22 protein-coding genes are annotated in these 22,427 nt (G+C 62.1%); 20 read left to right on the top strand and 2 right to left on the bottom strand.

Annotated features, from left to right (window positions below; all coding sequences use genetic code 11):
- Window positions 1–12: 12 nt before the first annotated feature.
- Complete coding sequence (locus EBQ26_RS00485; protein ID WP_122237068.1) at window positions 13–507, bottom strand: tripartite tricarboxylate transporter TctB family protein; 495 nt, start codon at window positions 505–507, stop codon at window positions 13–15.
- Window positions 508–934: 427 nt separating this feature from the next.
- Window positions 935–1,540, bottom strand: coding sequence for an isochorismatase family protein (locus EBQ26_RS00480; protein ID WP_122237067.1), 606 nt, complete (start codon window positions 1,538–1,540; stop codon window positions 935–937).
- 425 nt (window positions 1,541–1,965) lie between these two features.
- Here EBQ26_RS00480 and EBQ26_RS13175 point away from each other — a divergent pair, with 425 nt between their 5' ends.
- The 20 genes from EBQ26_RS13175 (at window position 1,966) to EBQ26_RS00380 (ending at window position 22,422) form a co-directional block, all read left to right on the top strand.
- Window positions 1,966–2,676 (top strand): C40 family peptidase, encoded by a 711-nt coding sequence (locus EBQ26_RS13175; protein ID WP_390614150.1) that lies wholly within the window; start codon window positions 1,966–1,968, stop codon window positions 2,674–2,676.
- A gap of 184 nt (window positions 2,677–2,860) precedes the next feature.
- Window positions 2,861–3,583 (top strand): DNA polymerase III subunit epsilon, encoded by a 723-nt coding sequence (gene dnaQ / locus EBQ26_RS00470; protein WP_122237066.1) that lies wholly within the window; start codon window positions 2,861–2,863, stop codon window positions 3,581–3,583.
- A gap of 423 nt (window positions 3,584–4,006) precedes the next feature.
- The gene (locus EBQ26_RS00465; protein WP_122237065.1) at window positions 4,007–4,942 is read left to right on the top strand and encodes a lytic transglycosylase domain-containing protein; all 936 of its coding nucleotides are present in this window, start codon (window positions 4,007–4,009) and stop codon (window positions 4,940–4,942) included.
- A gap of 140 nt (window positions 4,943–5,082) precedes the next feature.
- Complete coding sequence (glyA, locus tag EBQ26_RS00460; protein ID WP_122237064.1) at window positions 5,083–6,327, top strand: serine hydroxymethyltransferase; 1,245 nt, start codon at window positions 5,083–5,085, stop codon at window positions 6,325–6,327.
- Window positions 6,328–6,373: 46 nt separating this feature from the next.
- The gene (gene nrdR / locus EBQ26_RS00455; protein ID WP_122237063.1) at window positions 6,374–6,844 is read left to right on the top strand and encodes a transcriptional regulator NrdR; all 471 of its coding nucleotides are present in this window, start codon (window positions 6,374–6,376) and stop codon (window positions 6,842–6,844) included.
- 230 nt (window positions 6,845–7,074) lie between these two features.
- Window positions 7,075–8,112 (top strand): phosphate ABC transporter substrate-binding protein PstS, encoded by a 1,038-nt coding sequence (gene pstS, locus EBQ26_RS00450; protein WP_122237062.1) that lies wholly within the window; start codon window positions 7,075–7,077, stop codon window positions 8,110–8,112.
- Between the two features lie 93 nt (window positions 8,113–8,205).
- Window positions 8,206–9,237 carry a phosphate ABC transporter permease PstC gene (gene pstC / locus EBQ26_RS00445; RefSeq protein ID WP_238944035.1) on the top strand — a complete coding sequence of 344 codons (1,032 nt, stop codon included), beginning with the start codon at window positions 8,206–8,208 and terminating at the stop codon, window positions 9,235–9,237.
- 29 nt (window positions 9,238–9,266) lie between these two features.
- Window positions 9,267–10,130 (top strand): phosphate ABC transporter permease PstA, encoded by an 864-nt coding sequence (pstA, locus tag EBQ26_RS00440; protein WP_238944067.1) that lies wholly within the window; start codon window positions 9,267–9,269, stop codon window positions 10,128–10,130.
- Between the two features lie 31 nt (window positions 10,131–10,161).
- Window positions 10,162–10,944, top strand: coding sequence for a phosphate ABC transporter ATP-binding protein PstB (gene pstB / locus EBQ26_RS00435; protein WP_122237060.1), 783 nt, complete (start codon window positions 10,162–10,164; stop codon window positions 10,942–10,944).
- Window positions 10,945–11,014: 70 nt separating this feature from the next.
- Entirely contained in the window at window positions 11,015–11,716 is a 702-nt protein-coding gene (phoU, locus tag EBQ26_RS00430; protein ID WP_122237267.1) for a phosphate signaling complex protein PhoU, read from the top strand.
- Between the two features lie 31 nt (window positions 11,717–11,747).
- The gene (gene phoB / locus EBQ26_RS00425) at window positions 11,748–12,449 is read left to right on the top strand and encodes a phosphate regulon transcriptional regulator PhoB (RefSeq protein ID WP_122237059.1); all 702 of its coding nucleotides are present in this window, start codon (window positions 11,748–11,750) and stop codon (window positions 12,447–12,449) included.
- 301 nt (window positions 12,450–12,750) lie between these two features.
- Window positions 12,751–14,304: a lysine--tRNA ligase gene (gene lysS / locus EBQ26_RS00420; protein ID WP_122237058.1), complete on the top strand. Its 1,554-nt coding sequence runs from the start codon at window positions 12,751–12,753 to the stop codon at window positions 14,302–14,304.
- Between the two features lie 99 nt (window positions 14,305–14,403).
- Window positions 14,404–15,372 (top strand): 2-hydroxyacid dehydrogenase, encoded by a 969-nt coding sequence (locus tag EBQ26_RS00415; protein ID WP_122237057.1) that lies wholly within the window; start codon window positions 14,404–14,406, stop codon window positions 15,370–15,372.
- Window positions 15,373–15,599: 227 nt separating this feature from the next.
- The gene (accB, locus tag EBQ26_RS00410; RefSeq protein ID WP_122237056.1) at window positions 15,600–16,073 is read left to right on the top strand and encodes an acetyl-CoA carboxylase biotin carboxyl carrier protein; all 474 of its coding nucleotides are present in this window, start codon (window positions 15,600–15,602) and stop codon (window positions 16,071–16,073) included.
- Between the two features lie 121 nt (window positions 16,074–16,194).
- On the top strand, window positions 16,195–17,553 hold the full coding sequence (gene accC, locus EBQ26_RS00405; protein ID WP_122237055.1) for an acetyl-CoA carboxylase biotin carboxylase subunit: 1,359 nt from the start codon (window positions 16,195–16,197) through the stop codon (window positions 17,551–17,553).
- 250 nt (window positions 17,554–17,803) lie between these two features.
- Window positions 17,804–18,721, top strand: coding sequence for a 50S ribosomal protein L11 methyltransferase (gene prmA / locus EBQ26_RS00400; protein WP_122237054.1), 918 nt, complete (start codon window positions 17,804–17,806; stop codon window positions 18,719–18,721).
- 212 nt (window positions 18,722–18,933) lie between these two features.
- On the top strand, window positions 18,934–20,688 hold the full coding sequence (locus EBQ26_RS00395) for a zinc-ribbon and DUF3426 domain-containing protein (protein ID WP_122237053.1): 1,755 nt from the start codon (window positions 18,934–18,936) through the stop codon (window positions 20,686–20,688).
- Between the two features lie 79 nt (window positions 20,689–20,767).
- Entirely contained in the window at window positions 20,768–21,682 is a 915-nt protein-coding gene (locus tag EBQ26_RS00390; RefSeq protein WP_122237052.1) for a carbohydrate kinase family protein, read from the top strand.
- The gene (locus tag EBQ26_RS00385; RefSeq protein WP_122237051.1) at window positions 21,679–22,131 is read left to right on the top strand and encodes a glycerate kinase; all 453 of its coding nucleotides are present in this window, start codon (window positions 21,679–21,681) and stop codon (window positions 22,129–22,131) included. Before EBQ26_RS00390 ends, EBQ26_RS00385 begins: the two co-directional genes overlap by 4 nt.
- A gap of 78 nt (window positions 22,132–22,209) precedes the next feature.
- On the top strand, window positions 22,210–22,422 hold the full coding sequence (locus EBQ26_RS00380; protein ID WP_122237050.1) for a zinc-finger domain-containing protein: 213 nt from the start codon (window positions 22,210–22,212) through the stop codon (window positions 22,420–22,422).
- The last annotated feature ends 5 nt before the right edge of the window (window positions 22,423–22,427 follow it).

Below are 22,427 nucleotides of genomic sequence, written 5' to 3'. Positions count from 1 at the left end.
GCGCGCCCCTTCTTAACCGACCAGGAAGCTGGGCCAGACTGGCAGCACCAGGCCCAAGCTCTTGATAAACACCACGTAGCTGCCCACCGCCAGCACCGTGGCCAGGATCAGGCTGGATTTGAGCGACGCATTGAAAGCGGCGCGGCCACTGATGAGCACCAGCGCATAAATGGCCACCATCAGGCCAAAAGACGGAATCCCCAGCGCGGGCAGGCCCACCAGCAAAATGCCGAAAGCGAAGTTGGCCGCCAGGATGTAAAACAGCGGCCGCCAGGCCCAGGGGCCGATGGGGTCGCCATTGAGCGGGCGATGCCTGCGCAAAATGGCCGAAAGCATGATGAGCACCCCCATGCCCGCGAGCAACACGCTCAGCATCAGGGGAAAGTAGCCCGGCCCCATGCGCGCGGCCGTGCCGATGGTGTAGCTCTTGGCGCCTATGCCAAAAACCACGCCGATAGTGGTGAACAGCAAGCCGGAGAAAAAGTCTTTCTGGCTTTTTATCAACATGCGTTAAATCTCCTGAAAAAAGCGCGCCAGGGCGCGCTGTGATCTCGTTTTGGCTGGGGCTGGGCAAGCCGCTGCCCGCTGGCATCAAGGCTCGGAACAGCGCTCCCGCTTTGGGCGGCAACCCACCACCTTGTTCGCAAAGGGCGCCATTGTGCAGGCTGGAGCAGGGGTCTTGAAGCGGGAAAAGCCCAATTCCTGCTTTCGCGGCCTGCCCGGGCAGGGCCAAAGCCTGGCGGCGCAGCGCCGTGCTGGGCGATTGTGGTGCGCCGCCTGTTTTTATTGCAAATCAAAAAGAAACAAAAATGCCGTGTTTTGGCATGATGGTATTGAAATTGATTTCACTTTGATTTGTTTTGATCGTTTGGCCAGGTGCGGCGCCGATGCCGCACTGCACCTGGCACAGGCGCTGAAGGCTTGGCGCAAGCGCTTACTTGACCAGCGCCAGCATCTCCTTGAAGCGCGGGTTCTCGGCCGAGGCGCACCATTCAAAGGCCACCATTTCAGTCGTCACCAGCTCGGCGCCAGCGGCGGCCAGGCGGTCAAAAGCGGCGTCGCGGTTACGCTCGGTGCGCGAGCTGCATGCATCGGTGACCACCCAAACCTCGAACTCCTCCTCCAGCAAACCCAGCGCCGTTTGCAGCAGGCAAACATGCGCCTCGCAGCCCGCGATGACGATTTGCTCGCGCACCGGCGCTTGCACGCGCGGCTTTTGCAAATGCTTGGGCAGGCTGCGCGCATTGCCGCTGGGCGCGGGCGGGGCGGGGCGCAGCGCTTCGACCAGGGCCGGTTCGGCACAGGCGCCAAAGTGCATTTTGGAAATCGTCTGACGGCACAGCGCCTTGACCTCGGGCGCGTTGGGCCCCAGCCGCGTGGGGTTTTGCTCGGTGCCCCAGCAGGGCACGTCAAACAGCGCGGCCAGCTTGCCCAGCAGCACGGCATTGGCCAGCGCCTGCTCGCCTTGGGCAATGACGGGCATGAGCCGTGTTTGGTAGTCCACCAGTACCAGTTGGGCATCTTCGGCGTGCATGAGCATGGGGTGTCTCCTGTCGGTTTGTGTGAATGGGCGGGTTTTGCAGTCGGTGAGGGCGGCGATCTTAGAACAGTTTGGCACAATACTTCGATTATCTAAATCATAAGAAAATTGAACTATTTATGTATTTGCCAAAAAATGTATTTTTTGTTGCTTGATGATTTGTAATTATTTGGGGGTTCAAGCGCTGCGCCAAGGAGTCTTTGTGAGAAAGCAATGGCATTTACATTTTCTTTGTGTGCAAGCTGAAGTATTTGTGTTCAAATGCAACGCTTCTGCGCCGGGGCGATGGAGAGGCTATAGTTCTTGCCAAAATCAAGGACTTACGCGAAACTCCTCGCCTCTTTGTTTAGCTGCTGTGCAACGCTTGATTCATGAATCGCTATCGCTTTATCCCTCGGTCGCTTTTGGGCTCGCTCTGTGTGGGCATGGCATTGCCCCTTGTGTTCTCCGCCGCGCAGGCCAGCCCTGGGAGCGAAGCGGGCGATGCGTTGAGCGGCTTTATCGCAAGCCGTGCAGCGCCAGCGCAGGGCGCAGATGTGGGCAGTGCTGACGCCTTGGGCCATTTCATGGGTGCGCGGCAGTTGCTGTTCACCAACCGCCGCCTGCCTGAAGCGGGCCAGCCCGAAGCCTTGGCGCTGCCGCAGCAGCCTAATTACGCGCTGGAGCAAGGGCAGAGCAGCTATGGCTTGGGCGGCAAAGCCCAGAATCGCCTGTTTGATGAGCAGACGTTGATGATGTCCGACGTGGTGCTCACGGCCATGGGGTATTTGGGCAAGCCCTATTCCTATGGCAAAAGCTCGATGGAAGGCGGCTTTGATTGCAGCGGCTTCGTGCTCTCTTTGTACGAGCGCTCCGTGGGCCTGCGCTTGCCGCGCCGCGCCGTGGAGCAGGCGCATGCGACCACGAAGATCAGCAAATCCGAGCTCAAGCCCGGCGATCTGGTGTTCTTCAACACCATGCGCCGCCAATACAGCCACGTGGGTATTTACATTGGCGAGGGGCGCTTCATCCACTCGCCGCGCGCTGGCTCGCGCATCCGTGTCGAGAGCATGGAAAAAGCCTATTGGCAATCGCGCTTCAACGGCGCGCGCCGTGTGGTGGTGGCCGATGCGGGGCGGTTGCCTGGGGCGCGCTGATCGCCGTTGTCGGTCAATTTCGTGTGCTTTTGGTGCCTGGCGCAGCACATCGAAAGCATTGCGGGGGTTGATGGCAAAGCGGCATAAGCAGTGCTGACAACGCCAGGGCAGGGCGCAGCAGCCTCTTGGCGGCGCACCCGTGCTACCCTGCTGCGCTTGTCATTTTGGATACCGCAAAGCCGCTATGCGTCAAATTATTCTGGATACGGAGACGACGGGCCTGTCCGTCGCCGAGGGTGATCGCGTCATCGAATTGGGTTGCGTGGAGTTGGTCAATCGCCAGCTCACAGGCCGCCACTTGCACTTGTATTTCAAGGTGGATCGCGAGAGCCACCCCGACGCGCTGCGCGTGCATGGCATCACGTCGCAATTTCTCAGCGATAAGCCGCGTTTTGAAGCCTGCGTTGGGCAAATCCTGGATTTCATCGCTGGCGCTGAGCTCATCATCCATAACGCGGCCTTTGACGTGGCCTTTCTGGACAACGAACTGAAGCTGGCCGGCCAGGCGCCGCTGGCCAGCCATGTGCAATCCATTACCGACAGCTTGCTGCTGGCGCGCACCATCTTCCCCGGTAAGCGCAACTCGCTGGATGCCCTGTGCGACCGCTTTGGCATTGACACGTCCAGCCGCAGTCTGCACGGCGCGTTGCTGGACTCCGAGCTGCTGGCGCAAGCCTATTTGCACCTCACGCGCGGCCAAAACGCCTTGCTGCTGGATGAAACGGCGGAAAGCGAAAAGGAGGAGGTGGTGGCGGAAACGCCGCAAATCGACCTGCGCGCCGTCGTGCTGGATGTGGTGTATGCCAACGCTGACGAGCTGGCTGCGCATGAGGCGGTTTTGCAGGGGCTGGATAAGGATTGTGGCGGCCAGGCGCTATGGCGCACGGCTGAGGCAGCGCCCAACTGACGTGAAAAAACCGCACTGCGGCGGATGCGCAGCGCCGTGTATTGTTCAAGAGCGTAACTTTTTGTGCTTTTGGAGAAATGAAGGAAAAAACATAAGGTTAGAAGATGCTCTTGCGAAACCTTGCGGGTTTTAAATGTATCTTTATTCCTTTTGTGAATTAAAGTTTTGAAAAATAGTCTTGACGGCTATTTGAAAAATCGCAGAATGCGGCTCGCACATTGTTTTTGTGCACTGCAACATGACGACTTGGATGCGCTCTCGAGAAACGAGGGCGTTTTTTTAAGCTCGCTAGCTGGAGCAGTTGAAATTCCCTGCGATGTGGGTTTTTGAAGCCCCTATGCCAAACTGCAAGCCCCTGGTGTGGCGTGCAGCTCAAAAGAAATAGCGGCGGCTGAATTGGCACAGCCGCCCAATGGAGAACAAATGTCTTTTCTCACCATGTTGGTTACGGGTTTGCGCTTTGCGGCGCAAGGTGTGGCTTCCCTGGCAAAGCATGCATTGATCTTGGCTGGCGCGTTGGCGGTATCGCTGGCGCTGGCAGCCTATAGCCACCCCGATTTGTTGGCGCAAGGCGAGCAATGGCTGTACGACCGTTTGTACGAACGCAAAGTGGCGGCCGCCTCGCTGGACATTGAGCCTGCTGCGCTGGATCGCGTCACTGCCGTCGATCCTTTGGAGTTGACAGAGGAGCAGGCCGCCGCCGTGTTCTGGCTGAGCCGTAAATACAAGGTCGCGCCAGAGCCTTTGGGGGCCTTGGTCGCCCAGGCGTACCAATTAGGGGAAAAACGCGGGCTGGATCCGAAGCTCATCCTGTCGGTCATGGCCATTGAGTCGCGCTTTAACCCCTATGCGCAAAGCTCGGTAGGCGCGCAGGGCCTGATGCAGGTGATGACGCGCGTACACGAAGAAAAGTACCAGCACTTTGGCGGTACGTTGGCCGCTTTTGATCCGGTCAGCAATATGCAAGTCGGCTCGCTGATTTTGAAAGATTGCATCACCCGCTTTGGCGGTGTGCAGGCGGGCCTGGTGTGCTACGTGGGTGCGGCCAAACTGCCTAACGACGGAGGCTATTCCAGCAAAGTGCTGGCCGTGCACGAGGATTTGAAAGAAGCCACGCGCAATTCCGCCAAGGTGCTCTCGCGCGACTTCAAGCTGGCGCAAGCCAAGCGCTCGGGCGAGCCACAGCTCCATGTCGGCAAAGCGCTGGCCAAGCAGGCCGCGCAGGCGCAAGGCTCCAAGATTCAGCCGGTGGATGCGGCGCTGGGCGATCTTGCGGCGTTGGTCGAGAAAGGCAAGAGCCATGCGCAGCTGCTGGCCCATTCCGGCGCTGAAGGCGCCGCGCCGCAGGCCACACAGTGAGCGGCAACAAGTCCGTTACACTAGCGCCCCCGCGCCAGGCTCTTCTTCTTAGTTAGAGGCTGGCATGTCGTTGCAAGAGACCGTCTCTGCTGTGATGCGAGGCGGTCTTGTAGTTTTGTTTCCCCTCAAGGATTGTCACCATGTACCCACGCGATTTGCTGGTCGAACAGATCGACCCCGAGTTGTTCGCCGCCATTCAGGCTGAGAACAAGCGCCAGGAAGAGCACATCGAGTTGATCGCCAGCGAAAACTATGCCTCGCCCGCCGTCATGTGGGCGCAAGGCACGCAGTTGACCAACAAATACGCCGAGGGTTACCCCGGTCGACGCTATTACGGCGGCTGCGAGTACGTGGATATTGCCGAGGAACTGGCGCTGGCACGGGTGAAAAAGCTCTTCGGCGCGGAAGCGGCCAACGTGCAGCCCCATTGCGGGGCTTCGGCCAACCAGGCCGTGTTCCTGGCCTTCCTCAAACCGGGCGACACCGTCATGGGCTTGAATCTGGCTGAGGGCGGACATTTGACGCACGGCATGCCCCTGAACATGAGCGGCAAATGGTTCAACGTTGTTCCTTACGGCCTCAACGAGGAGGAGGAGATCGATTACGACGAGATGGAGCGCTTGGCGCATGAGCACAAGCCCAAGCTCATCATTGCCGGTGCGTCGGCCTACAGCCTGCACATCGATTTCGAGCGCTTTGCCAAAGTGGCCAAGGCCGTGGGCGCTATTTTCATGGTGGACATGGCCCACTATGCGGGTCTGGTTGCAGCTGGGGTGTATCCCAACCCGGTGCCGCATGCCGATGTGGTGACTTCCACCACCCACAAGAGCCTGCGCGGCCCGCGCGGTGGCATCATTTTGTGCAAGCAGGAGCACGAGAAAGCCATTAACAGCGCCGTGTTCCCCGGCCTGCAAGGCGGCCCGCTGATGCACGTCATCGCCGCCAAGGCCGTGGCTTTCCTGGAGGCCTTGCAGCCCGCCTTCAAGACCTACCAGCAGCAGGTGCTCAGCAACGCCAACATTCTCACCAACGTGCTGGCCGAGCGCGGCCTGCGCATCGTCAGCGGCCGCACGCAAAGCCACCTGGCCTTGATCGATCTGCGCGCCAAGAACATCACCGGCAAGGAAGCCGAGCGCGTGCTGGGTGAGGCGCACATGACGGTGAACAAAAACGCCATTCCGAAAGATCCGGAAAAGCCCATGGTCACCAGCGGCATCCGCGTCGGCACGCCCGCCATGACCACGCGCGGCTTCAAGGATGAGGAAGCTTTCATCACCGCCAACCTGATTGCCGATGTGCTGGACAACCCCGGCGACGCCAACCACATTGCCCGGGTGCGTGAGAAGGTGCATGAGCTGACGTACCGTTTCCCTGTTTACGGTTGACCTGCCCCTTCCTGCTGGAACGGATGGCACAACGGGACGATGACCTATGAAATGCCCCTTTTGCGCAAGCGAGGCAACCCAGGTCGTCGAGACGCGCCTGGCGGATGACAACACCAGCATCCGCAGGCGCAGGCAATGCAGTGCCTGTGACAGGCGCTTTACCACGTATGAGCGGGCTGAAGTGATGATGCCCGCCGTGGTGAAAAGCGATGGACGCCGCGTTGAATACCAAAAGCAGAAATTGCGCGAATCCATCAACCTGGCGCTGCGCAAGCGCCCCGTGAAAACCCAGGATGTGGACGACGCCATCGCCCGCATTGAGCTGCATTTGCTGGGACTGGGCAAGCGCGAGATTGACACCCGCGTGATTGGCGAAGCGGTGATGCGTGAGCTGCAAGAGCTGGATAAGGTGGCCTACATCCGCTATGGCAGCGTGTATCGCAGCGTGGGCGATCTGGACGCCTTCAAAAACCTGATCGAGCAGGCCGGCAGCGCGACGGGTGGCCTCATTGAGTGATTGCGTTGCCTTGATTTTTTAAATCAATAGGCAAAATTATTGCCTTTTTTCGGCAAATTGGGACTCGCTGTCGTTTTCCTTTGGTTTGAAGATGGGGTGTTTGTGTCCCGGTTGCGCATTGGGGCGCTCTCCCATGCGTCTCTTTTGTGTCGGGTTGTCATCAAGCCGTCATAAACGTCTCTTACATTGCGAATGTGTCCATCTGACCTATCTGATGAAAGAGGCCCATCATGAATCGATTTGTTTTCCGTGCCGTAGCCGCTTGTGCGATGGCTGCAACCGTTGGCGCCGTGGCTGCGCAGGATGTCAATGGCGCGGGAGCGAGCTTTCCCGCTCCGGTGTATGCCAAGTGGGCATCCGATTACCACGCCGCAACCCAGGTGCGCATCAATTACCAATCCGTCGGCTCCGGTGCAGGCTTGCGCCAGATTGAAGCCAAGACGGTGGATTTCGGCGCTTCCGACGCGCCGCTCAAGGACGATGTGCTGCAAAGCAAAGGGCTGGTGCAGTTCCCGACGGTGATTGGCGGCATCGTGCCGGTGGTCAATATCAAAGGGGTGGAGCCGGGCAAGCTGCGCCTGACCGGCGAGGTGCTGGCCAATATCTATCTGGGCAAGATCGAGAAGTGGAGCGACGCTTCGATCAAGGCGCTGAACCCCGATCTGGCCTTGCCAGATGACAAGATCGCCGTGGTGCGCCGTGCGGACGGCTCGGGCACGACGTTTGGTTTTACCAACTACCTCAGCCAGGTCAGCGAGGCCTGGAAAACCCAGGTGGGCGAAGGCTCGGCCGTGAAGTGGCCCACCGGCTCTGGCGGCAAGGGCAATGAAGGCGTGGCCGCGTTTGTCAGCCGCCTGCCCAGCTCCATTGGCTACGTGGAATATGCCTACGCCAAGCAAAACAAGATTTCCTACGCGCAGTTGCAAAACAAGGACGGCCAGTTCGTGCACCCCGGCGAAGAGTCGTTCAAGGCTGCGGCCGCAGGCGCCGACTGGCAAAACTCGTTCTACCAAGTGCTCAACAACAAGCCCGGCGCGGCTTCCTGGCCCATCACGACGACGACTTACATCCTGATGCACGCCAAGCAAGACAAGGCTGACAAAGCGGCAGCGGCGCTGAAGTTTTTTGATTGGGCCTACCAAAACGGCGATGCCGCCGCGGCCAAGCTGGATTACGTTGCCTTGCCGCAAAGCGTCAAGGACATGATCCGCAAGCAATGGTCTGAAGCGATCAAGGACGCTTCTGGTAACGCGATCCAGTGGAACTAAGGCCATTTGCCAAGGGCGATAGCGTGGGGTATGCCCACGTTATCGCCCTTGGCTGCGTCTTTGACCGACCACCATACCCAAGGGATTGGCCCTATGTCTGAAGTCCTGGCAATGCCAACTACCACCACACCCCCCAATACCCTGCGCCCCGAGCAGGCACACCCCCAAGGGAGCGCCCAGCCCCCCGAGCGCAAGATCAACAAGGTTCCCGATCTGGTTTTTGGCGTCCTGGCCCAAGGCGCCGCCGTGCTGACGCTGGTGGTGCTGGCGGGCATCATGGTGTCTTTGCTGATCTCTGCATGGCCCGCGATCAAGGCATTTGGCCTGGGCTTTCTTTTTGATGCGGAGTGGGATCCCGTCATGGAGCAGTTTGGCGGCCTTTCCATGATTTACGGCACGCTGGCGACCTCGTTTATCGCGCTGCTGATTGCCGTGCCCGTCAGCTTTGGCATTGCACTGTTCTTGACGGAGCTGTCGCCGCCCTGGCTCAAGCGTCCTTTGGGCACGGCGATCGAATTGCTCGCGGCTGTGCCTTCGATCGTCTATGGCATGTGGGGGTTGATGGTCTTTGGGCCGATCCTGGTGGAATATTTCCAAAAACCGCTGCAAGCCGTGTTCGGCGGCGTGCCCTTGCTGGGCGCGTTGTTTGATGGCGTGCCGATGGGCATTGGCCTGCTGCCTGCGGGCGTCATCCTGGCCATCATGATCATTCCCTACATCGCCTCGGTGATGCGCGATGTGTTTGAAGTCACGCCCGCTTTGCTGAAAGAGTCGGCCTACGGCCTGGGCTCCACCACCTGGGAGGTGATGTGGAAGGTGGTGCTGCCCTACACCAAAGCCGGGGTGGTGGGCGGCATCATGCTCGGGCTGGGCCGCGCGCTGGGCGAAACCATGGCGGTGACCTTCGTGATCGGCAACGTGGCGCAACTGTCGGCGTCGTTGTTCGACCCGTCTTCCAGCATCACGGCCACGCTGGCCAACGAGTTTGCCGAAGCGGCCGAAGGGCTGCACCAGGCGTCGCTGTTCTACCTGGGGGCCTTGCTGTTTTTCATCACCTTTGTCGTGCTGGCGCTCTCCAAGCTGATGCTGCTGCACCTGCAAAAAAATGAAGGGAAAAAAGCATGACGCAACCAGCTTCAACAGCGGCCAAGCCCATGATGAAAAAAGGCACGCAGCAAGAGCGTGAGCGGCTTTTCCGCAAGCGCAAGCGCATCAATGTGGTGGCCATTGCGCTGTCTCTGGCGGCCATGGCGTTTGGCGTCTTCTGGCTGCTGTGGATTTTGTGGGAAACGCTGTATCTGGGCCTGGGGGGCTTGAGCGCCGCCACCTTCACCCAATCGACCCCCGCGCCCAATACCGCGGGCGGGCTGGCCAATGCGTTGTACGGCTCCTTCGTCATGGTGGCGCTGGCCACTTTCGTGGCGACGCCCATTGGCATCCTGGCCGGCATTAGCCTGGCCGAGTTCAACCCCAAGGGTTGGCTGGCGTCGGTGACGCGCTTTGTCAACGACATCTTGCTCTCTGCGCCCAGCATCGTCATTGGCCTGTTCGTCTATGCCATCGCCGTGGCGCAGTTCAAGGGCTTTTCCGCCTATGCGGGCGCGATGGCCCTGGGCCTGATCGTGGTGCCCGTGGTGCTGCGCACGACGGAAAACATGCTGATGCTGGTGCCCAACGGCCTGCGCGAGGCCGCCTACGCCCTGGGCACGCCCAAGTGGAAGGTGATCTCCATGGTCACGCTGCGCGCGGCCAAGTCGGGCGTCATCACCGGCGTGCTGCTGGCCGTGGCCCGCATTTCCGGGGAAACCGCCCCCTTGCTGTTCACCGCGCTGAACAACCAGTTCTGGAGCACGGACATGAGCGAGCCAATGGCCAGCTTGCCCGTGGTCATCTTCCAGTTCGCCATGAGTCCCTACGAGAACTGGCAGCAACTGGCGTGGGCGGGGGTGTTTCTCATCACTTTGGCCGTGCTCGGCCTGAACATCCTGGCGCGCTATTTCACGCGCCACAAAAAATGACCGATAGCAGACCAGTAAAAGGCATCACACCATGACGACCGCCATGATCAAACCGCAAGAGCCAGCCAAAATTGCGGTGCAAAACCTCAACTTCTATTACGGCAAATTCCATGCGCTCAAAAACGTCAGCATGGATATTCCGGAGAAAAAAGTCACCGCCTTCATTGGCCCCTCCGGCTGCGGCAAATCCACCTTGCTGCGCACCTTCAACCGCATGTTCGAGCTGTACCCCGAGCAGCGCGCCGAAGGGCAAATCCTGCTTGATGGGCAAAACCTGCTGGCGAAAAACCTGGACGTTGCGCTGGTGCGCGCGCGTGTGGGCATGGTGTTCCAAAAGCCCACACCGTTTCCCATGTCCGTGTACGACAACGTGGCATTCGGCGTGCGCCTGTTCGAGCGCCTCTCCAAATCCGAAATGGACGATCGCGTCGAAAGCGCGCTGCGCAAAGCCGCGTTGTGGAACGAGGTGAAAGACAAGCTGCACCAAAGCGGCTCCGGCCTCTCGGGCGGGCAACAGCAGCGCCTGTGCATTGCGCGCGGCATCGCCGTCATGCCCGAAGTGCTGTTGCTGGACGAGCCTTGCTCGGCGCTGGATCCGCTCTCCACCATCAAAATCGAGGAGCTGATCGAGGAGCTCAAAGACGAATACACCGTCGTCATCGTCACCCACAACATGCAGCAAGCCGCGCGTTGCAGCGACTACACCGCCTACATGTACCTGGGCGAGCTGATCGAATTCGGCCCCACCAACGAGCTGTTCGTCAAACCCCAGCGCACCGAGACAGAGGACTACATCACCGGCCGCTTTGGCTGATTGGGCCGATGCCCGTCAAGCCCTGCATCTGCCTTCGCACTTCGCACCCCAAAAGAAAGAACAAGCAACCATGCCAGACCAACACACCTCCTCGCACTTCGAGGCCGAACTCAACGCCGTCTCCGCCCGCATCATGGAAATGGGCGGCCTGGTCGAATCGCAAATCAAATACGCCATCGAAGCCCTCAGCCACATGGACATCGAAGCTGCCGAGCGCATCGAACAACTGGAGCAGCGCGTCAATGCCCTGGACGTGGCCATTGATGCCGACCTCTCCACCATTATCGCCACGCGCCAGCCCACCGCCAAAGACCTGCGCATGCTGCTGGCCATCTCCAAAGCCACCTCCAACCTGGAGCGCATTGGCGACGAATCCAACAAGATGGGCCGCATGATCAAAACCGTCATCGAGAAGCACGCCACCTTGAACCTGCCCACGCTGGACTTGAAATACTCCGGCGAACTCGCCGCCGCCCAACTGCGCCGCGCCCTGGACGCCTTTGCCCGCCGCGATGTCAGCGACGTCGTCGGCATCCTCAAGCACGACGACCAGATCGACCGCGAATTTGAAGGCTACACACGCAAGCTCGTCACCTACATGATGGAAGACCCGCGCAAAATCTCCGCCAGCATGGAGCTGCTGTTCCTGGCCAAATCCATCGAACGCATTGGCGACCACAGCAAAAACCTCGCCGAGCTGATCGTCTTCATGGTCAAAGGCAAGGACGTGCGCCACACCACCGTCGAAGACGTGCAATCGGCCATCGGCTAAGTCCACCCCGCAAGCGAGAAGGCAAGGCCCCATGAGCAAGCTGCGCGTATTGGTGGTGGAAGACGAGGCGGACATCAGCGAACTCATCGCCGTCAACCTGCGCCACCACGGCTACGAACCCATCTGCGTGGAAGACGGCGCCGCCGCCCAGCGCGAGATCGACGCCATCCTGCCCGACATCATCCTGCTGGACTGGATGCTGCCCGGCCAAACCGGCCTGGAGCTGGCGCGCAAATGGCGCCGCCAGACGCGCTCGCGCGCCGTGCCCATCCTCATGCTCACCGCCCGCAGCGACGAGGCCGACAAAGTCTGCGGCCTGGACAGCGGCGCCGACGACTACCTCACCAAACCCTTCTCCATCCAGGAGCTGCTCGCGCGCATCCGCGCTGTGCTGCGCCGCCGCGCCCCCGAGCAGGCGGGCGATGCCGTGCAAATCGGCAGCCTGCACCTGGACGCCGCCGCGCACCGCGTCATGCTCGGCGGCCAACCGCTGAAAATCGGCCCCACCGAGTTCAAGCTGCTGAACTACCTCATGCAAAACCCCGAGCGCGTCCACACCCGCGCCGCGCTGCTGGACAAAGTCTGGGGCGACCACGTCTTCATCGAAGAACGCACGGTGGACGTGCACATCAAACGCCTGCGCGAAGCCCTGCTGCACGCCGCCCCCATGATCGAAACCGTGCGCGGCGTAGGCTACCGCTTCGCCGCCAATCCGATCGCGGCTGGAGGGTGAGTTTTTTACAAATCAATAGGAATAAAAATACCCTTATTTCGGCATGATTGTATTCAAGTTGAATTTCTATTGATTGGTAAATTAAGTGGTGGGGCGCCGTCGTCGCAGCGGTGCCCAAAATGCCCCTGCCTCTGCCCATGCTGAGCCGGGGCCGCCAGCGCGGGGCAGTGCAGGGCGCGCAACACGCTCTAGAATCGCCCCCTTCTTTCTTGTTTATCGATGTCAGGGCCTGTGCGCACCCTTGTGCGGGCCAGGCTCTCGGGGCTGCGGTGGATGCAGCCCTTGTTTCTTTTTCCAGGCCATGTCCGAGCACCACACCCCTGCTGCCGAAGCAGCCCCCCAAGATGAAAACAAGCTGATTGCCGAGCGCCGCGAAAAATTGCACGCGTTGCGCGCTGCGGCCGCCCAGACGGGCCAGCCCGTGTTTCCCAACGACTTCAAGCCCGATGCCCGCGCCGCCAGCCTGCATGCCCAGCACGGCGACACGCCCGCGTCTGAGTTGGAGGCAAAAGCCCTGCGCGTGGCCATTGGCGGGCGCATGGTGCTCAAGCGCGTGATGGGCAAGGCCAGCTTTGCCACCGTGCAGGATGGCACGGGCCGCATCCAGGCCTACATCACCCGCGATGGCGTGGGCGAGCAGGTCTATGCCGATTTCAAACGCTGGGACTTGGGCGACATCATCGCCTGCGAGGGCGAGCTGTTCAAAACCAAGACGGGCGAGCTCTCCGTCAAGGTCGATCGTCTGCGGCTGATGACCAAAAGCCTGCGCCCGCTACCCGACAAACACCACGGCGTGGCCGACCAGGAGCTGAAATACCGCCAGCGCTACGTCGATCTCATCTCCGACGAAACCACCCGCGCGCGCTTTGTGCAGCGCAGCCAGGCGCTGTCGGGCATGCGCGCCTTCATGGTCGAGCACGGCTTTCTGGAGGTGGAAACGCCCATGCTTCACCCCATCCCCGGCGGCGCCAATGCCAAGCCCTTCGTCACCCACCACAACGCGCTCGATCAGGACATGTTCCTGCGCATCGCCCCCGAGCTGTACCTCAAGCGCCTGATCGTGGGTGGCTTCGAGCGCGTCTTCGAAATCAACCGCAGCTTCCGCAACGAAGGCATCAGCGTGCGCCACAACCCCGAGTTCACGATGATGGAGTTCTACGCCGCGTGGTGGAACTACCGCGATGTGATGGATTACACCGAGGCGCTGATCCGCGCCACCGTGCAAAAAGCCGCGGGCAGCCTGCAACTGCACTACCAGGGCCAGGCCGTGGACTTGGCCCAGCCCTTTGCCCGCATGACCATCTGCGAAGCCATTGAGCGCCATTGCGAAGGCGCTGGCGGCGGCAACGTGAACAGCCGCGACTGGCTCATCGCCGCGCTCACCCGGGCCGGCTTGAGCGAGAAGGACGACAAACTCTCCACCCGCTCGCTGGCTTCGCTGCAAGTGCTGCTGTTTGAAGAAGTGGTCGAATCCAAGCTCTGGCAGCCCACCTTCATCATGGAGCACCCCACCGAAATCAGCCCGCTGGCGCGCGCCAACGACCAGCGCCCCGAAGTGGCCGAGCGCTTTGAGCTCTACATCACCGGGCGCGAAATGGCCAACGGCTTCTCCGAGCTCAACGACGCCGAAGACCAGGCCGAGCGCTTCAACGCCCAGGTGCGCGCCAAGGACGAAGGCGACGACGAAGCCATGTACTTCGACCACGACTTCGTGCGCGCCCTGGAATACGGCCTGCCCCCCACGGGCGGCTGCGGCGTGGGCATCGACCGGCTGATGATGCTCATCACCGACAGCGGCAGCATCCGCGACGTCATCCTGTTTCCTGCCCTGCGGAGGGCGCAGGATGAAGCTTGAGGTGAAAGGGTTTTATCAATCAAAGTAAATTCAACTTGATTACTATAAAGCCGAAACAGCATGGTATTTTTTCTTGTTGATTGATAAAAAGGGGATTTGATGACTCGCCCGCGCGTTCTCGTGGCAACCCCCACCTTCGCCGAGGTGGTGGACAAGCTGCGCGCCTGCTTCGACGTGCAAGCCAACGAGGGCGAACAAGCCTGGACCGGGGCGGATTTCACCGCCCGCCTGGCCGACAAGCACGGCGTCATCCCCTCCATCGCCCAGCCCATCGACGCCGCCGTGCTGGCCCAGGCTCCGCACCTGCAAATCGTCGCCAACATGGCCGTGGGCTACAACAACTTCGACCTGGCCGCCCTGCGCGCCGCCGGGGTCGTGGGCACTAACACGCCCGACGTGCTGACTGAAACCACCGCCGACTTCGGCTTCGCCCTGCTCATGGCCGCCGCGCGGCGCGTGGGCGAAGCCGAGCGCTACCTGCGCGCAGGCCAATGGCGCAAATGGCGCCACGACCTGCTGCTGGGCGCCGACCTGCACGGCAGCACGCTGGGCATCATCGGCATGGGCCGCATCGGCCAGGCCATCGCCCGCCGCGGCGCACACGGCTTTGGCATGCGCGTGCTCTACCACAACCGCTCGCGCCTGCCCGCCGATACGGAGGCCGCACTGGGCGCGCGTTACGCCGCCACGAAAGAGCAAGTGCTGCAACAGGCAGACCACGTCGTGCTGGTGCTGCCCTACACGCCGGGGGCGCACCACCTCATCGGCGCGCGCGAAATCGCCCTGATGAAGCCCACCGCCACCCTGGTCAACATCGCGCGCGGCGGCATCGTGGACGATCGGGCGCTGGCTCGCGCCCTGGCTGAAGGCGTCATCGCCGCCGCCGGGCTGGACGTGTTTGAAAACGAGCCAGCGCTGGCCCCCGAATTGCTGGCGTTGGACAACGTCGTGCTCACCCCGCACATCGCCAGCGCCACCCGGCCCACGCGTCTGGCCATGGCGCACCTGGCCGCCGACAACCTGATTGCCTTTTTCCAGCAAGGCCAGGCTTTGACGCCAGTGACGTAGCGCCGCCGCCGTGTGCGCTGGCAGGCACGTAGAATGCAGGTTTGGGCCCCGCAAGCGGCCTGAAAAGTGGGCTTCATCATAATGAAATTGCGTAAATTACCTGCAAATAAAAGCATTTAAATAAAAATACAAACATTTAATGTAAAATAAGCCAATTTTCACGCGGTTGCGAGTGTCGCATTTGGTGATGCTTGGCAACCGTTGTTTGCGTTGTATTGGAGCGCTGAATGGATTTAAGAAAACTCAAAACCCTGGTCGATCTCGTATCGGAATCCAACGTCACGGAGCTGGAAATCACCGAGGCCGAAGGCAAGGTGCGCATCGTCAAAGGTGGCGCGCCCGTCTATGTGCAAGCGCCTATGGCCGCGCCCGTGACCACCCTTGCCGCGCCCGCTGCGCCCCTTGCGCCGCAGGCGGCAGCCGCTTCGGCAGACGGCGCAGGCGCGCCTGCGGCCAGCGCCCCGGCAGGCGCCACCATCACCGCCCCCATGGTGGGCACCTTCTACCGCGCCCCCAACCCCACGGCCGAGCCGTTCGTGGAAGTGGGCACGCAGGTGAAAGAAGGGCAAACCGTCTGCATCATCGAGGCCATGAAAATCCTCAACGAAATCGAGGCGGATCGCACCGGCACCATCAAGCAGGTGCTGGTGGAGAACGGCCAGGCGGTGGAGTACGGCCAGCCGCTGTTCATCATCGAATAAGCGCCCGCTGCCCGGGCATGTTCCCCCGCGAACGGGCGCGCGCCACCAGCCGCCGCGCCGACAGCGGCCAGCACGCCGCACGCCCCTTCGCCCCTCTTGCGCACGGCGCAACTTCCCATCCATGTTCAAGAAAATTTTGATCGCCAACCGGGGTGAAATCGCCCTGCGCATCCAGCGCGCCTGCCGCGAGCTGGGCATCAAATCGGTAATGGTGTATTCGCAGGCCGACCGCGACGCGAAGTACGTGCGCCTGGCCGATGAGGCCATTTGCATCGGCCCGCCACCCGCGGCGGGCAGCTATTTGCAAATGCCGGCGCTGATCTCTGCCGCCGAGGTCAGCGATGCCGAGGCCATCCACCCCGGCTACGGCTTTTTGAGCGAGAACGCCGATTTTGCCGAGCGCGTGGAGCAAAGCGGCTTTGTCTTTATCGGCCCGACCGCCCAATCCATCCGCACCATGGGCGACAAGGTTTCGGCCAAACAGGCCATGCTGGCGGCGGGCGTGCCCTGCGTGCCCGGCTCCGAGGGCGAGCTGCCCGACGATCCCGCCGAAGTGCGCGCCATCGCCAGCCGCATTGGCTACCCCGTCATCATCAAGGCAGCCGGCGGCGGCGGCGGGCGCGGCATGCGCGTGGTGCACACCGAGGCGGCCTTGCTGGCGGCCGTGCAAATGACCAAGAGCGAGGCCCAGGCCGCCTTTGGCAACCCGGCGGTTTACATGGAGAAATTCCTGGAAAACCCGCGCCACATCGAAATCCAGGTGCTGGCCGACAACCACGGCAGGGCCATCTACCTGGGCGAGCGCGATTGCTCCATGCAGCGGCGCCACCAGAAAGTCATTGAAGAAGCGCCCGCCTTTGGCATCGGGCGCGCGCTGATCGATCGCATCGGCCAAAGCTGCGCCAACGCCTGCCAGCGCTTGGGCTACCGGGGCGCGGGCACGTTCGAGTTTCTGTACGAAAACGGCGAGTTTTATTTCATCGAAATGAACACCCGCGTGCAGGTCGAGCACCCCGTCACCGAGATGATTACTGGCATCGACATCGTTCAGGCCCAAATCCGCATCGCTGCGGGCGAGCCGCTGCCTTACCAGCAAAGCGATGTGCGCCTGCACGGCCACGCCATCGAGTGCCGCATCAACGCGGAAGACCCGTACAAATTCATCCCCTCGCCGGGCAAAGTCTCCACCTGGCACCCGCCTGGCGGGCTGGGCGTGCGCGTCGATTCGCATATGTACTCGGGCTACACCGTGCCGCCCAATTACGACTCCATGATCGGCAAAATCATTGTGCACGCCGACACGCGCGAGCAGGCCATCGCCCGCATGAACAGCGCCTTGCTGGAGACCGTGGTCGAAGGCATCAAAACCAATATCCCGCTGCACCGCGAGCTGATGGTCGATGGCGGCTTTGTCGCGGGCGGTACCAACATCCATTACCTGGAGAAATGGCTGGAGCAGCACGCCGACGCGCACAAATAAACGCTCTGCCAAGCACTCTGCCGTGATCGCGCCTGTCTGCGCGCCGCGCAAGCCCTGCCCGCACGCAAACAGGCCAGGCCCATCCTCACCGGGCCTTGCGCCACTGGCACGATCAGGGGCGCGGGCGTGCCTTTTCTGGATGGGTTGTTTCCAGATCAATATAAAAACGACTTTGCTGAAATATTGCCGAAGCAAGGCAATTTCTTATACTTTTGATTTGTAATCTTCATTTCTGAAAGCCAGCCGCAGCATGTACGCCCTGAATCTGCTCTGTCCCCAAGAGCGCGTGGACATCGTCAGCGAAGCCCTGGAGGCGCTCGACGCCCTCAGCGTCTCGGTGGAAGACGCCGACGCCCTCACCGATGCCGAGCAAGCCCTGTTTGGCGAACCCGGCATGGAACCTGCGCGCCAGGCGTGGAACCGCAGCGTCGTGCAAGCCCTTTTCCCCACCCAGGCCCAGGCGCAAGAAGCGCAGCAACTGCTGGCCGTGCAGGACTTCTTCCAGGACTGCCAGGTGCAATCGCTGCAAGAAGTGCCCGAGCAAGACTGGGTCAGCCTCACCCAGGCGCAATTTGCCGCCGTGCCCATTACCGACAGCTTCTGGATCGTCCCCAGTTGGCACGCCGTGCCTGAGCAAGCCAGCCTGAGCATCGAGCTTGACCCCGGCATGGCCTTTGGCACCGGCACCCATCCCACCACGCGCATGTGCCTGCGCTGGCTGGCGCGCCAGGGCCAGGCGCAGGCATTGCAAGAGCGCTCCGTGCTCGACTACGGCTGCGGCTCGGGCATCCTCGCCATCGCCGCCGCCAAATTCGGCGCCACGCCGGTGGACGCGGTGGACATCGACCAGGCCGCCGTCACCACCACCTGCGCCAACGCCGAGAAAAACCACGTCGCCCTGCGCAGCGGCCTGCCCGAGCTGATTGCCCCGGGGAGCCAATACCACGTCGTGCTGGCCAACATCCTGGCCAACCCCCTGCAAGTGCTCGCCCCCTTGCTGTGCCGCCACGTCGCCCCCGGCGGCCATCTGGTGCTGGCGGGCATTCTGGAGCGCCAGGCCGAGCTGCTGAAAACCGCCTACGCCCCCTGGCTGGCGCTGGAGGTCAGCGACTGCGAGGACGGCTGGATTTTGATGACGGCCAGAAAACCCGGTGATTCCACATCATGATAAAAATCATGCATTGTTAGGGTTGCCGAAATATTGGCATTTTATTTCTCTTTGATTTGTAATTTAAATTGCGCTAAAGATTCGGCGCCGTTGGTCGCGCCCACCTCTGGCCCGTTGGGGCCAGGGGGCATTGGGGCACGCAACTCGGGCACAATAGCGCGCTTTGTTTTTCGCTCATCGCCCTGAGCCGATGAGGGCTTGATCCGATCCGCATGCAATCCGTCACCCAATGCCCCACCTGCGCGACCAAATTCAAGGTCTTGCCGGAGCAATTGCGTGCGTCGGAAGGATGGGTGCGGTGCGGACGGTGCAACAACGTCTTTGACGCCACCGACCATTTCGTTGAACCCGTAACGCCCGGTGAGGCCACCGCGCCAGCGCCACAGCCCAGTGCGCGCACCGCAGCGCCCACACCCCCGGCAACGCCGATAACGCCAACCGCCACAGAGCCAAGTGCGTCGGCCGCCCCGCCGACCATGCCCGAGCGCCCCACCGAGCGTTGGCTGAAGGATTTGAGCGAAACTTTCCGTCCCAGTGTCGAGGCCATGGGCGTCGAGACAATCGGCGAGACAAGTAGCGCGCCATCGCAATCGCCCCTCTCGTCGCCCGATGGGCAGGGCGCGCGGACCTGGCTGAACCACCCTGACCAGCCCGCCCAGCTCGAGTCCGCCGCCCCCATTGCGCCAGAGCCTGGCGCGTTCGATGCAGATGAACCCGCAGCGCGCGATCTTGCGGAGCAGGCCGCGCCAACGCCAAGGCTGACGCCAGAGCCGGCGCTCCCCGATGCCGACGCAGAGCCTGATGCCCCTGCGGAAGTCGCACCCCAGGCCAGCTTGGCCGTCAACGCCGCACTGCTGGAAGCGGCCGCTGCGGCATCCACCTTTCAACAAGAAGTCGAGCGCTGGCAGGCCGAGCAAGGACATCGGACTTCCGCCCACCCTGGTGCGGAGGCTGCGCCAGCCGCCGTGGCCGATGCTGCGGGCGCCCCTCAGACTGCCGAGGCCACAGCGGCTGCTGTGCCGTCTGGCGCTGCTGCATCGGCATGGCTCTCCGTGTCTGCGCCCGTGCCTGCAACGGATGCGGCGCTCAATCCCCATGCAGTGCAGGCGCAAGCCACGCAGCCGGGAGCGCCATCGCCCGCGTCGGCTGCGCCCGCCAAGGAGGCGGACGTGCTGGCGGGCGCCATCGTGCTCGCGCCCGCCGTCCACGTCAGCGCTACGCCAACACCTGACGTGCAGCCCGATGCGCAGCCCGTGGCGGCTCCTCCGGCAACGCCGCCCGCCGAACCCGCCCCGAACAGTCAGCTCCAGACCAGCCAGCCCCAGCCCAGCCAGCCCCAGACGGCCGCAGCGCCCAGCCAGGCTGCGCTGGAGGAGGCCGCAGCGCGCGAGGAGGCCGACGAGGCTTTGCGTTCGCAATACCACGCGCAGTTCAGCCAAACGCAAGAGTTGAATTTCGTGCGCAAGGCGGCGCGCGATGCGTTCTGGCGCCATCCGGCCGTCAAGGCGGCGCTGGCCTTGCTGGCGTTGGCGTTGGCGCTGGCGCTGGCGGCCCAATATGCGTTCTACAACCGCGACAGTCTGGCCGCCTACAGCCCGCAGATGAAAACCCGCATGCAGGCGTTTTGCCGCCTGGCGGGCTGCCAGATTGCGCCCTTGCGCGCCTTGCCCGCGCTGGAGATCGAAGGCTCCACCTTCCAGGGCCACGGCGACGGGGCATTTACGCTTTTCTGGTCGGTGCGCAACCGCAGCGCCCAATCGGTGCAGACCCCCGATTTGCTCCTGAGCCTGCGCGATGACGCCGGGCAGACCCGCATACGCCGCGTCTTTCCTGCCGCCCAGTTGCCCTCGACCCCGCTGGAAATGGCTCCCGGTGAGCAATGGCAAGGCACGCTGCATTTGCGGCTGGCTGACCATGCCGAGGCCGTGACGGGCTACCAGTTGCAAATCTTTTACGACAACCCTTGAGAGGCGCGCTCCCCCTGTGGCTTGTTGCCGCTTTTCTTTCGCTTTCCTCCCCCCACATTTCGCTTGAAAGGACTCGACCATGGCCGTGCTGGTATGTGGCTCCATCGCCTTTGACACCATCATGAATTTCCAAGGCAGCTTTGCGCAGCAAATCCTGCCCGCGCAGTTGCACATCCTCAATCTCTCGTTCCTGGTGAACGATATGCGCAAGGACTATGGCGGTTGCGCGGGCAACATCGCCTATGGCCTGCGACTGCTGGGCGGCCAACCCGTGCCGATGGCGACGATTGGGCAGGATGGCAACGAATACCTGGCCCGCTTCGATGCCCAGGGCATTGACCGCAGCCTGGTGCTGCAACTGCCCGACAGCTACACCGCCCAAGCCATGATCATGACGGACATGGACAACAACCAGATCACCGCCTTCCACCCCGGTGCGATGGCGATGGCGCACCACAACGTCATTGAGGAGTTGCCCGAGGGCGTGCAACTGGCCATCGTCTCGCCCGATGGGCGCGATGCCATGCTGGAGCGCGCCGAGCAGCTTGCGGCGATGCAGGTGCCTTGGGTGTTTGATCCGGGTCAGGCGCTGTCCATGTTCAGCGGTAAGGAGTTGCGCGATTTCATCGCCAAAGCCAGTTGGGTGACGGTGAACGATTACGAAGGCCAATTGCTGGTGGAGCGCACGGGCCTGTCCTTCCGCGAGATTGCCGCGCAGGTCAAGGGCTTGATCGTGACGTTGGGCGCGCAAGGCTGCGATATCTGGATTGGTGATGAGAAAGAGCGCGTGCCCGCCGTGGAGATTGAAGCGCCGGTCGATCCCACCGGCTGCGGCGACGCCTGGCGCGCCGCGTTGCTGTACGGGTTGGAGCGCGGCTGGACGCTGGCCCAATGCGCCCGCCTGGGCAATGCGGTGGCTGCGCGCAAGATCACCACGCACGGCCCGCAGAACTACACGATGGAAGGTCTGGATATCGCCGCCTTTGCCGCATGAGCGCCGCCGCCCGGCTCAAAGCCCTGCTGGCGCTGATCGCGGCGGTGCTGGTCATGGCCGTGGGATACCACAACCGCGGCTGGGCCGGTTTTTGGATGGCCTCGGGCGGCGTGGTGTTTCTGGCGCTGCTCTACATCAACCGATTTTTGCGCGTGCTGCGCGTGGCCTCCAACGCGCCCAAGGGGATGACCTCCAGCGCGGTCATGCTCAACGCCCGTTTGCGGCGCGGCATGCGTTTGATTGATGTGGTCAAGCTCACGCGCTCGCTGGGCCAGCCGCAAGGCGCGTTGGGCGGGGCGGTGGAGGTGTATCGCTGGGCCGATCCGGGAGGCGCGTGGGTGGAGTGCCAGTTCACGCACGGCGCCTTGAGCCAATGGCAATTGCACCGCCCGCCAGAGCCGCCAGCCGATGCCTCGGGCCAGCCGCCAGAGGCCACAGCCAGCCCGTAAAATTGCCCGTTTCGTTTTTCGTCATACGGTATGCGCAGCGTTTTGGCGCGCGCAGGCCCTGGATAGTGAGAAAACCCCATGAGCACCCGCACTCCCGCCCCCATTGAGCTGAGCGCCAAGGATTTGGACGACCACGGCGATGTTTTCTGCCCCAACCCCAAAGCGGACATGGCGCTGTGGAATGGGCATCCGCGCGTCTTTTTGAACGTCTCACGCACCGGCCAGGCCGTATGCCCTTATTGCGGCACGCGCTACACGCTCAAAGCGGGCGAGGTCTTTCGCGGCCATTGAGCGTT

Origin of the sequence: Allofranklinella schreckenbergeri (genome assembly GCF_003703475.1) — a bacterium.
Taxonomy (GTDB): Bacteria; Pseudomonadota; Gammaproteobacteria; order Burkholderiales; family Burkholderiaceae_C; genus Lampropedia; species Lampropedia schreckenbergeri.
The sequence above is the reverse complement of the archived record's forward strand: the minus strand, read 5'-3'. Positions and strand labels throughout refer to the sequence as shown.